Below are 10,317 nucleotides of genomic sequence, written 5' to 3'. Positions count from 1 at the left end.
CGGTGCGGCCGCCGGAGCGGCCGGCTGTGCCGCGGCGGGCTTGCCGGGCCGCGCCGCGCCGCCGGCGAGCGCCTCCTCGATGTCGCGCTGGATGATCCGGCCGTGCGGTCCGGAGCCCCTCAGGGCCGAGAGGTCGATATCGTTCTCCCGCGCCAGGCGGCGCGCAAGCGGCGAGGCGAAGATGCGCTCCTGCCCGTTCGCCGCCTTCGGTGCCTCCGCCTGGAGGCCGTCCCGCATCGGGCCGCGGGCCTTTCCGGCGCCCTCCGTCCGCGCGGCAGGCGCGGCGGCGGCAGGCGGAGCCGGCTCCGCTGCAGGTTTCGCCGCGGGCGTGGGTTCTGCCTTCCCTCCCGCCGAAGCGGCCGCGCCGGCATCCTCGTCCTCGCCGGCCAGGATCGCGATCACCTCGTTCACCGGCACGTCGGCGGTTCCCTCCGGCACCACGATCTTCGCCACCGTGCCCTCGTCGACGGCCTCGACCTCCATCGTCGCCTTGTCGGTCTCGATCTCGGCCACGACGTCGCCGGAGCTGACCTTGTCGCCCTCCTTGACGAGCCACTTGGCGAGATTGCCCTTCTCCATGGTCGGCGAGAGCGCGGGCATCAGGATGTTGATCGGCATGTCGGGCGCCCCTCAGTCTTGTTTCTCGGTCCGGCCGGGCGTGCGGCCGCGCAACGTCCCGCCGAAGGCCGGTCCGCGCCGTCCGGCACCGCCGGCCCCGGGCCTAGCGATAGCTGACCGCCTTTGCCGCCTCGACCACCTCCTTGACGGAGGGGAGCGCGAGCTTCTCGAGATTGGCGGCATAGGGCATGGGCACGTCCTTGCCCGTGATCCCGAGCACCGGCGCATCGAGGAAATCGAAGGCCTCGCTCATCAGGCGGGCGGCGATGAAGTTGCCGACCGAGCTCTGCGGCCAGCCCTCCTCCACGGTGACGCAGCGGCCGGTCTTCCGGACCGATTCGATCACCGTCGGCATGTCCATCGGGCGGATCGTCCGCAGGTCGATGACTTCTGCCTCGATCCCCTCCCCGGCGAGCGCCTCCGCCGCCTGCAGCGCATAGGTCATGCCGATGCCGAACGAGACGATCGTCACGTCCTTGCCGGCGCGCGCGACCTTGGCCTTGCCGATCGGCAGCACGAAGTCGTCGAGCTTCGGAACCGGGAAGCTGTGGCCGTAGAGGATCTCGTTTTCGAGGAACACGACCGGGTTGGGGTCTCGGATCGCGGCCTTGAGGAGGCCTTTGAAATCGGCCGCGCTGTGCGGCATGACCACCTTCAGGCCGGGCACGTGGCTGTACCAGGACGCATAGTCCTGGCTGTGCTGGGCCGCGACGCGCGCGGCGGCGCCGTTCGGCCCCCGGAAAACGATCGGGCAGCCCATCTGGCCGCCCGCCATGTAGAGTGTCTTCGCGGCCGAGTTGATGATCTGGTCGATCGCCTGCATGGCGAAGTTCCAGGTCATGAACTCTACTACGGGTTTGAGCCCGGCGAAGGCGGCGCCGACGCCCAGTCCGGCGAAGCCGTGCTCCGTGATCGGCGTGTCGATGACCCGGCGCGGACCGAACTCGTCAAGAAGCCCCTGTGTCACCTTGTAGGCGCCCTGATATTCGGCGACCTCCTCGCCCATCACGAAGACGTCGCCGTCCCGGCGCATCTCCTCGGCCATCGCGTCGCGGAGCGCCTCGCGGACCGTCATTTCGACCATCTCGGTGCCCTCGGGCACCTCCGGCGTCCCCTCGGGCGGCTTGGTGCGGGGCACCTCCACAAGCGCCGAGACCGGTCCGGTGACCGTCCCGCGCGCGATCTTCTCTCCCTCGTCCTCGCCCTTCTCGGGCGGCATCTTGGAAGCCGGCGGCTGGGTTGCGCCGTTCGCCGCCTGCGCCGCGGGTTTCGCCCCGCTTTCGAGCGCCGAGGGGTCCTCGTCCTCGCCGAGGAGCATCGCGATCGGCGTGTTCACCTTCACGCCCTCGCTGCCCTCGCCGACCAGGATCTTGCCGATCCGCCCCTCATCGACTGCTTCGACTTCCATGGTCGCCTTGTCGGTCTCGATCTCGGCGATCACGTCGCCGGCCGTCACGGTGTCACCCTCTTTCACCATCCAGCGGGCCAGCTTTCCCTCCTCCATGGTCGGCGAAAGGGCGGGCATCAGGATCTCGGTCGGCATCTCGGTTTCCGCCCCGCTCACGCTTCTACGTAGACGTCCGTCCAAAGCTCGGACGGGTCGGGCTCGGTGTCGTGCGTCGCAAATTCGGCGGCTTCGTTCACGATCTGCCGGATCTCCTTGTCGAGGCTCTTCAATTCTTCCTCGCTGGTGCGGCCTCCTGCCAGCATGCGGGCGCGCACCTGCTCGATCGGATCGTGCTCGCTGCGCATCCGCTGCACCTCCTCCTTGGAGCGGTACTTGGCGGGATCCGACATCGAATGGCCGCGATAGCGGTAGGTCAGCATCTCCAGGATGACAGGGCCCTTGCCTGAACGCGCATGCTCGAGCGCGTCCTCCGCGGCCGCCTTGACCGCGCGGACGTCCATGCCGTCGACCTGGTGGCCGGGAATGTCGAAGGACTGGCCGCGCCGGCAGAGCTCCGTCGTCGCGGAGGAGCGCCGGATGCTGGTGCCCATGGCGTATTGGTTGTTCTCGATCACGTAGACGACCGGCAGCGACCAGAGCTTCGCCATGTTGAAGCTCTCATAGACCTGGCCCTGGTTGGCCGCGCCGTCGCCGAAATAGGTCACGCAGACGCTGCTGTTCTCGCGGTAGCGGTTGGCGAAGGCGATGCCGGTCCCGAGCGGCACCATGGCGCCGACGATGCCGTGTCCGCCATAGAAGTGCTTCTCCTTGGAGAACATGTGCATCGAGCCGCCCTTCCCCTTGGAATAGCCGCCGCGGCGGCCGGTCAGCTCGGCCATGACGCCCTTCGGATCCATGCCGGTCGCCAGCATGTGCCCGTGGTCCCGGTAGCCCGTGATCACCTCGTCGCCGCTCTTCAGCGCCATCTGGAAGCCGACGACCACGGCCTCCTGCCCGATGTAGAGATGGCAGAACCCGCCGATCAGGCCCATTCCGTAGAGCTGGCCCGCCTTTTCCTCAAAGCGGCGGATGAGAAGCATCTGCCGGTAGGCCGAAAGTTCCTGCTCCTTGGAAAATTCCGCCGGTTTGAACGCGCCGACGCCGTTCGGAGCCGCGCTTTCGGCGTGTTCTGGCTGCTCTACGTGCCTGGCACGGCGGGCAGCCGACTGTGTGTCCGCCATCGCTTCCTCCGCGGTTTGCGTGCTTTTGTGTCACATATACCGCAGATGGCCTTCGGGAAAGACCGGCTCCCGGCGCATGGCTGCAATGCAGCTCCGCCTCTCGGCTACTGGCTCTCTGCGCCCGAACGCGGATCGAGCAGAATCACGAGGTCGCGAGGTCTTGCCACGTTGAGCGCCTGGCGCGCGCGTTCGTCCACGAGATCGCTGTCGAGGCTTTCCGGCCGCATCAGCGCGATCTGGTGCTCCGCCTCGGCGCGCTGGGCGCGGACCTCCCCGAGCGCGGCCGTCAGCTCGGCCTCGCGCGCCTGCAGCTTCTCGAGCGCGTAGAGCCCGTAGGAGCCTTCCACCGCGTGATAGGCGAAGTAGCCGAGGACGAGCAGGGACAGCGCCGGAACCAGCAGAGGCTTGAGTTTGGATTGCCTTCGCTGACGCGTTGACATGACCGGCGCTGCCCTGGAACTCGAAGGGACGGAACGCAGAACCTCTCAACGTCCCGCGAAGAAGGTACGGCGACAGCGTAAAGAAACCGTGCCGGGTCCCGGCCGCGGACCGTCCCGATTTGGTGCGCCTCAGCTCCGCAGGATCGAGGTCCCGGCGAAGCGTGCCATCGCTCCGAGCTCCTCCTCGATCCGGATGAGCTGGTTGTACTTGGCGAGCCGGTCGGAGCGGGCGAGCGAGCCCGTCTTGATCTGTCCGCAGCCGGTGGCGACCGCGAGATCGGCGATGGTGGCATCCTCCGTCTCGCCGGAGCGGTGCGACATCACGGCGGTATAGGCCGCCTTGTGCGCGGTCTCGACCGCTTCGAGCGTCTCCGTCAGCGAGCCGATCTGGTTCACCTTCACCAGGATGGAGTTGGCGACGCCCTCCTCTATGCCGCGCCGCAGCCGCTTCGAGTTGGTGACGAACAGGTCGTCGCCGACGAGCTGGCAGCGGTCGCCGATCGCCTCCGTGAGCGCCTTCCAGCCGGCCCAGTCGTCCTCGGACATGCCGTCCTCGATGGAGATGATCGGATAGCGGCCGACCAGATCGGCGAGATAGCGCGCCATCTCCTCGGGCCCGAGGGTGCGGCCCTCGCCCTCGAGCTGGTAGCGGCCGTCGCGGAAGAACTCGGTCGACGCGCAGTCGAGCGCCAGGCAGATGTCCTCGCCCGGGCGGTAGCCGGCCGCCTCGATCGAGCGCAGCACGAACCCGATCGCCTCATCGGTCGAGGCGAGATTGGGCGCGAAGCCGCCCTCGTCGCCCACATTCGTGTTGAGGCCCGCGTCCTTCAGGCCCTTCTTGAGCGTCTGGAACACCTCCGCACCCATGCGGACCGCCTCGGCGAGCGATTCGGCGCCGACCGGCATGATCATGAATTCCTGGAAGTCGATCGGGTTGTCCGCATGCACGCCGCCATTCACGATGTTCATCATCGGGACCGGCAGCAGGCGCGCGCTCACGCCGCCGACATAGCGGTAGAGCGGAAGCGACGTGGCGTCAGCGGCAGCCTTGGCGGCGGCGAGCGAAACCCCGAGGATCGCGTTCGCGCCGAGCCGGCTCTTGTTCTCGGTGCCGTCGAGCTCGATCATGATCTCGTCGAGCTGCACCTGGTCCTCGGCGTCGAGGCCCGAGAGCGCATCGAAGATCTCGGTGTTCACGGCGTCGACGGCCTTCTGCACGCCCTTGCCGAGATAGCGCGTCTTGTCGCCGTCGCGCAGCTCGACCGCCTCGTGCGCGCCGGTCGAGGCGCCGGATGGCACCGCAGCCCGGCCGAACGAGCCGTCCTCCAGCGTCACGTCGACCTCCACCGTCGGGTTGCCGCGGCTGTCCAGGATCTCGCGGGCGGTGATGTCGATGATGGCCGTCATGTGTCTCTCCTGCGGTGCGCGGCACGCATATTCGATGTCCCGCTGAATCGGAAGTCCCGGAGCCGGGACGGTCGCCACGGGCCGGAACTGGGCCCGGCTTGCCGCGTTTTCCGGGCAGCGCCGGCCCGCGCGAGGCGGCCGGCGGAATCCGCACCGAATCCCCGATCCGTTGGAGGACCCCATGGGCCTGTTCTCGAAGGACATTCAGACGTTCGACGACCTGTTCCTGCACCAGCTCCAGGACATCTATTACGCGGAGAAGCAGATTCTGAAGGCGCTTCCGAAGATGATCGAGAAGGCCACCAACCCGCAGCTCAAGGCGGGCTTCGAGGCGCATCGTCGCGAGACGGAGAACCATGTGAGCCGGCTCGAACAGGTATTCCGCCTGCACGGCAGCGAGCCGAAGGCGGTCGACTGCCCGGCCATGGACGGCATCATCAAGGAGGCGAACGAGATGGCCGGCGATGTCGCCGACAAGGACGTGCTCGACGCCGCCCTCATCAACGCCGCGCAGGCGGTGGAGCATTACGAGATCGTCCGCTACGGCACGCTCGTCGCGTGGGCGAAGCAGCTCGGCCGGAACGACTGCGCCACCATCCTCGAGCAGACGCTCGGGGAGGAGCATGCCGCGGACGACAAGCTGAACAAGCTGGCCCTCCAGAACGTCAACCGCAAGGCCGCCTGACGCCCGGGGCACTGCGTGGAAGGCGGGCGCGGGCCCCGGCCCGCGCCCTTTCTATTGCGCCTGCTTGGCGACCCGGTCGAACGCGAGGAGGCGCTCGACAAGCCCTTCGAATTCGGCAAGCGGGACCATGTTCGGTCCGTCCGACGGCGCGTTGTCCGGATCCTGGTGGGTCTCGATGAAGACTGCGGCCACTCCGACCGCGACGGCAGCGCGGGCAAGCACCGGGACCATGCGGCGGTCGCCGCCGGAGGCGCTTCCCTGGCCGCCCGGCTGCTGCACCGAATGCGTCGCATCGAAGACGACCGGCGCTCCGGTCGCGGCCAGGATCGGCAGGGCCCGCATGTCGGAGACGAGCGTATTGTAGCCGAACGAGACGCCGCGCTCGGTCAGAAGCACGTTCGGATTGCCGCTCTCGACGATCTTGGCGAGCACCTGCGCCATGTCCCAGGGCGCGAGGAACTGCCCCTTCTTCACATTCACGACGAGGCCGGTCCGGGCGGCCGCCACCAGCAGATCGGTCTGGCGGCAGAGGAAGGCGGGAATCTGGAGGATGTCGACCACCTCGGCCACCGCCGCGCATTGCCCTGGCTCGTGCACGTCGGTGAGGGTCGGCAGTGCGAGCTCCCGGGCGAGATCGGCGAAGACGGGGAGCGCCGCGTCGAGCCCGAGGCCGCGCCTGCCGGCGAGGCTCGTCCTGTTCGCCTTGTCGAAGCTCGTCTTGTAGACCAGCCCGACGCCGAGGCGCGCGCAGATCTCCTTCAGCCGGCCGGCCATCTCGAAGGCGTGCTCGCGGCTTTCCATCTGGCACGGCCCCGCGATCACGGCGAGCGGCAGCGTGTTCCCGAATTGGACGCCGCCGGCGTCCACGATCCTGTTCGGCTCAGTCATCGGTTCCTGCTCTGAAAGCCAAGGCGGCGCCAAGCCCGGGCGCCGCGGGCACCACGATCATCTCCTCGCGCCGCAGCGACCCCGGGGGGGCGAAGCGAGCGGCTCCCGCCAGATCGCTCACCTCGACCTCGAATGCGGCCAGGCGAAGGCCGCGACCCGGATCCGGCGGCTCGACGCCGTAGCGCGCGCGATAGCCGATCGGCGTGAAGATCGTGACCCGAGCGCCGCCGAGATCGGCCTCGACCTCGAACGAGGTCACCCTGAGCTCCCGGCAACCGGTCGCCGCTTCCAGCAGGATGTGGAAGTCGGCCGGGCTCTCCGCCACCGCGGCGGCCGACACGATGCCGCGGGCGCCGTTCGGGTGAGCCAGATAGTCAGGCCGCCAGAGCGCGTCTGCGGAGAGATGCTGGCAGGCGAAGAAGGCCGCATCGACGGCACGCGGATCGGCGGCGAATGCGAGGACGACCCCGATCTCCCGCTCAGACCCGTCGGGCTGCTCGGCCTTTCGCGAGAAGCGGAAGAGCGGCTCCACGCCGATGCCGGCCGCGGCGAAGCGGGCGGCGTCCGCCGCCGCGTCCACGCTTCTCGTCGCGAGCATGGCGAAGCCTTCGCCGCATCGCTTCGCGAATCCCGCGACGCGCTCGACGAAGAAGAGCCGCCCGGCGATCGCGGCCTCCGTGCTTTCGCGATCGACCACGGAGACGGGCTCCAGATAGGTGCGGTTCTCGAAGAAGACGCAGCAGTTTCCCGTCCCGAATGGGTGGCGCGCCTCCGGCGCCACCGTGAACCCGAGCGCGGCGAGGCGCGCTCGCGCACCGGCCAGCGTGGCAACCGGGAGGACGAGATGGTCGATGCCGTGCATGGGCGCGGGCGCGCTCCGTGGAAGGTTGGCCGGGAAGACGGGTGCTAGCCCCGATGCGGAGCGGCGTCAAAGCCGGCGTACCACGCATCCCGTCGCACGGGCATGGCAGTATCCCGGCCGATCGTGTGGACATGCGCTGCCCATTGTGGCAGGGGCGCCCCTTCGTCACCAGATAAGGGCCACCTCTCATCATCAAGGAGACACGCATGCGCAATTGCGCCGGCGCCCGCATGCTCTCGTGCACTTCGGAGGATTTCGGTTTCACGGAGGAGATCGAGGCCTTCCCGCGGGACACGACGCCGATCTTCCTGGAGATGGACTATCTCTTGCGCTCCGCAGAATCGGATTACTGGAGGCTCGCGGAATTCTATGCGCCGCAGACGACCAACTGCGCCTGCTCGGCGGCCTCGGCGGCGATCGCGCTCAACGGGCTGCTGAGCACGACGGGGGCCGACGGCGTGGTGCTCTCGGAGCGCACGGTTCTCGAGGCGGCCGCCGATCCGCTCTGGCCGGAACGCGTGGCGCAGGACGGCGACGGCGTCACCTTTGCCGAGCTCCGGACCTTCCTGGAGCGCACGCTCGACCGGATCGACCTGCCGCATGCCGGGATCGAGGTATTCGCGCCCGATCCGGACGATCGCGGGGCGCTGGCGCGGCTCCGCCACGTGCTCCGCGAGAACGAGGGCGCGCCGGACAGCGTCGTACTCGCCTATTATCACCAGGGCACCCTGACCGGCGATTGGGACGGGCTGCACGTCTCGCCGATCGGCGCCTACAATGCGGAGGCCGATCGCGTCCTGATCATGGATGTCGACCGCGATCTCCACCTACCGTATTGGGCTTCGACCGCAAGCCTGCTCGATGCGCTCGTGACGCCTGCCCCGCCTGCGGAAGGCCATCTTGCCGGCCTGACCGGCGGCATCATCCGCATCGGAACGTGACCGGCCGGGCGGCAGGTGCCGGCCCGCTCGCTCAGACCAGCCGGCTCTGCTCCACCGCCGCCTCGATGAAGGAGGCGAAGAGCGGGTGCGGCTCGAACGGCCGCGACTTCAGCTCCGGATGGAACTGGACGCCGATGAACCAGGGATGATCGGGCAGCTCGACCGTCTCCGGAAGCAGGCCGTCCGGCGACATGCCGGCGAAACGGAGCCCCGCTTCCTCGAGCCGCTCGCGATACCGGATGTTCACTTCGTAGCGGTGGCGGTGACGTTCCGAGATGTCGCGCGCGCCGTAGATCCGGGCGATCCGGCTGCCAGCCTGGAGGTGCGCCTGGTATGCGCCCAGTCGCATCGTGCCGCCGAGATCGCCCTCCGCCACCCGGCGCTCGAGCTCGTTGCCGCGCAGCCACTCGGTCATCAGCCCGACCACGGGCTCGTCCGTCGGGCCGAACTCCGTCGAGCTCGCGCCCTCGATCCCGGCCATGTTCCGCGCCGCCTCGATCACCGCCATCTGCATGCCGAAGCAGATGCCGAAATAGGGCACGTTGCGGCGCCGCGCGAAGCTCACCGCGTTGATCTTGCCCTCGGTGCCCCGCTCTCCGAAGCCGCCCGGCACGAGGATCCCGTTCACCCGCTCCAGATAGGGCGAGGGATCCTCCTGCTCGAAGATCTCGCTCTCGATCCAGTCGAGGTTGACGCGCACCTTGTTGGCGATGCCGCCGTGCTGGAGCGCCTCGATCAGCGACTTGTAGGCGTCCTTGAGGCCGGTGTACTTGCCCACGACGGCGATCGTGACCTCGCCCTCGGGATTGTGGATCGTGTGGTCGACCGCGCGCCATCTCGCGAGGTCGGGCGCCTTCCGGTCGTCGATGCCGAAGGCCGCGAGAACCTCGTCGTCGAGCCCCTCCTCGTGATAGGCGACCGGCACGTCATAGATCGAGCGCACGTCGAGCGCCGGGATGACGGCGGATTCGCGCACGTTGCAGAAGAGCGCCAGCTTGCGGCGCTCCCCTTCCGGGATCGGCCTGTCGCACCGCACGAGCAGCACGTCGGGCTGGATGCCGATCGAGCGCAGCTCCTTGACCGAGTGCTGGGTCGGCTTGGTCTTCAGCTCGCCGGCCGACGCGATATAGGGCATCAGCGTCAGATGGATGTAGACGCAGGAATGCCGCGGCAGGTCGTTGCCGAGCTGCCGGATCGCCTCGAAGAACGGCAGCGCCTCGATATCGCCGACCGTGCCGCCGATCTCGCAAAGCACGAAGTCGCAGTCCTCGTTGCCGTCGAGGACGAACGCCTTGATGGCGTCGGTGACGTGCGGGATGACCTGGACGGTCGCGCCGAGATAGTCGCCGCGCCGCTCCTTGGCGATGATCTCCTGGTAGATCCGGCCGGTCGTGATGTTGTCGTGGCGGTTCGCCGAGCGGCCCGTAAAGCGCTCGTAGTGTCCGAGATCGAGATCGGTCTCCGCGCCGTCGTCGGTGACGAAGACCTCGCCGTGCTGATACGGGCTCATGGTGCCCGGATCGACGTTCAGATAGGGGTCGAGTTTCCGCAGTCGGACCTTGTAGCCGCGCGCCTGCAGCAGCGCGCCGAGCGCTGCCGATGCGAGACCCTTGCCGAGGGAGGAGACCACACCGCCGGTGATGAAGATGTACCGCGCCATGGGCCTCGATACTTAGCTCGCCTGGAGAGATTCGTGGAGTCGGAAATGCGAGGCCGGGGTGAGGACCCCGGCCCGGAAGCTTGCTTTCCTACTGGGCTGGCGGCGCCTGCGGCCCGCCGCTCGGGGCGGAGGGTGCCGCCGGAGCGCTCGGAGCCGGAGCGGCGCCGGAGGGGGCCGGCGGCTGCGGC

General features: G+C 68.5%; 10 protein-coding genes. 2 read left to right on the top strand and 8 right to left on the bottom strand.

What is annotated here, in order from left to right; all coding sequences use genetic code 11:
• The 5 genes from E4O86_RS20595 to eno form a co-directional block, all read right to left on the bottom strand.
• Positions 1 to 618: biotin/lipoyl-containing protein (locus tag E4O86_RS20595; RefSeq protein WP_205521006.1), on the bottom strand; the 618-nt coding region annotated here is incomplete at its 3' end.
• Between the two features lie 103 nt (positions 619 to 721).
• Positions 722 to 2,122, bottom strand: coding sequence for a pyruvate dehydrogenase complex E1 component subunit beta (locus tag E4O86_RS20590; protein WP_425500146.1), 1,401 nt, complete (start codon positions 2,120 to 2,122; stop codon positions 722 to 724).
• 56 nt (positions 2,123 to 2,178) lie between these two features.
• Positions 2,179 to 3,246 carry a pyruvate dehydrogenase (acetyl-transferring) E1 component subunit alpha gene (pdhA, locus tag E4O86_RS20585; protein ID WP_161142429.1) on the bottom strand — a complete coding sequence of 356 codons (1,068 nt, stop codon included), beginning with the start codon at positions 3,244 to 3,246 and terminating at the stop codon, positions 2,179 to 2,181.
• A 104-nt stretch (positions 3,247 to 3,350) separates the two neighbouring features.
• Complete coding sequence (locus tag E4O86_RS20580) at positions 3,351 to 3,686, bottom strand: FtsB family cell division protein (protein WP_161142428.1); 336 nt, start codon at positions 3,684 to 3,686, stop codon at positions 3,351 to 3,353.
• Between the two features lie 129 nt (positions 3,687 to 3,815).
• Positions 3,816 to 5,093, bottom strand: a complete 1,278-nt coding sequence (eno, locus tag E4O86_RS20575; RefSeq protein ID WP_161142427.1) for a phosphopyruvate hydratase — start codon at positions 5,091 to 5,093, stop codon at positions 3,816 to 3,818.
• A 181-nt stretch (positions 5,094 to 5,274) separates the two neighbouring features.
• Here eno and E4O86_RS20570 point away from each other — a divergent pair, with 181 nt between their 5' ends.
• A complete protein-coding gene (locus tag E4O86_RS20570) occupies positions 5,275 to 5,778 on the top strand; it encodes a YciE/YciF ferroxidase family protein (protein ID WP_161142426.1) in 504 nt (167 codons plus the stop codon).
• Between the two features lie 51 nt (positions 5,779 to 5,829).
• Here E4O86_RS20570 and kdsA read toward each other — a convergent pair whose 3' ends face one another.
• Positions 5,830 to 6,666: a 3-deoxy-8-phosphooctulonate synthase gene (gene kdsA / locus E4O86_RS20565; protein ID WP_161142425.1), complete on the bottom strand. Its 837-nt coding sequence runs from the start codon at positions 6,664 to 6,666 to the stop codon at positions 5,830 to 5,832.
• On the bottom strand, positions 6,659 to 7,528 hold the full coding sequence (locus tag E4O86_RS20560) for a VOC family protein (RefSeq protein ID WP_161142424.1): 870 nt from the start codon (positions 7,526 to 7,528) through the stop codon (positions 6,659 to 6,661). Before E4O86_RS20560 ends, kdsA begins: the two co-directional genes overlap by 8 nt.
• Positions 7,529 to 7,734: 206 nt before the next feature.
• Here E4O86_RS20560 and E4O86_RS20555 point away from each other — a divergent pair, with 206 nt between their 5' ends.
• Positions 7,735 to 8,469, top strand: coding sequence for a phytochelatin synthase family protein (locus tag E4O86_RS20555; protein WP_161142423.1), 735 nt, complete (start codon positions 7,735 to 7,737; stop codon positions 8,467 to 8,469).
• A gap of 31 nt (positions 8,470 to 8,500) precedes the next feature.
• Here E4O86_RS20555 and pyrG read toward each other — a convergent pair whose 3' ends face one another.
• Positions 8,501 to 10,129, bottom strand: coding sequence for a CTP synthase (pyrG, locus tag E4O86_RS20550; protein WP_161142422.1), 1,629 nt, complete (start codon positions 10,127 to 10,129; stop codon positions 8,501 to 8,503).
• Positions 10,130 to 10,317: the final 188 nt, after the last annotated feature.

The organism is Propylenella binzhouense, from assembly GCF_009866965.1.
Lineage (GTDB): Bacteria > Pseudomonadota > Alphaproteobacteria > Rhizobiales > Afifellaceae > Propylenella > Propylenella binzhouense.
This window is presented reverse-complemented; position numbering and strand designations above follow the sequence as displayed.